1 protein-coding gene is annotated in these 352 nt (G+C 47.7%); it reads right to left on the reverse strand.

What is annotated here, in order from left to right:
* Positions 1-81: 81 nt before the first annotated feature.
* A partial coding sequence (locus tag QP140_RS09840; RefSeq protein WP_284759475.1) for a hypothetical protein occupies positions 82-352 on the reverse strand: 271 nt, incomplete at its 5' end.

Genomic DNA, 352 nt, shown 5'->3' on the forward strand with positions numbered 1-352 from the left:
GAGAAGCAAGATTAAATAAAAATACTATGAGATGACAATCTGGTTGCACTTCACTCTAAAGGGGAGTTCAACCAGATTATTTTATGCATCCACATCATTGAGACTGAGGCTGGTCATGAGCCTATCTGTGATGGGTTGCATGGCTACCTGGTTTTCTGGCCACATGTATATGTGGTCGTGGTAATAGCCTTGTGTTTCTTCTGCGCTGCGTCGCGTTATTCTGGTGGCTGTGTACTCGTTGTCTGTTGCTGGGCATGTGTTGGCGCCGTGATGGTTGGTTGATTGACTCCAGGATTGAATCTGGCTCAAACTCACGGCTACTTGGCTGATCCAGTCGGCCGGATCATGACGG

The sequence above is a fragment of the Corynebacterium sp. UMB9976 genome, from assembly GCF_030212265.1.
Classification (GTDB): domain Bacteria; phylum Actinomycetota; class Actinomycetes; order Mycobacteriales; family Mycobacteriaceae; genus Corynebacterium.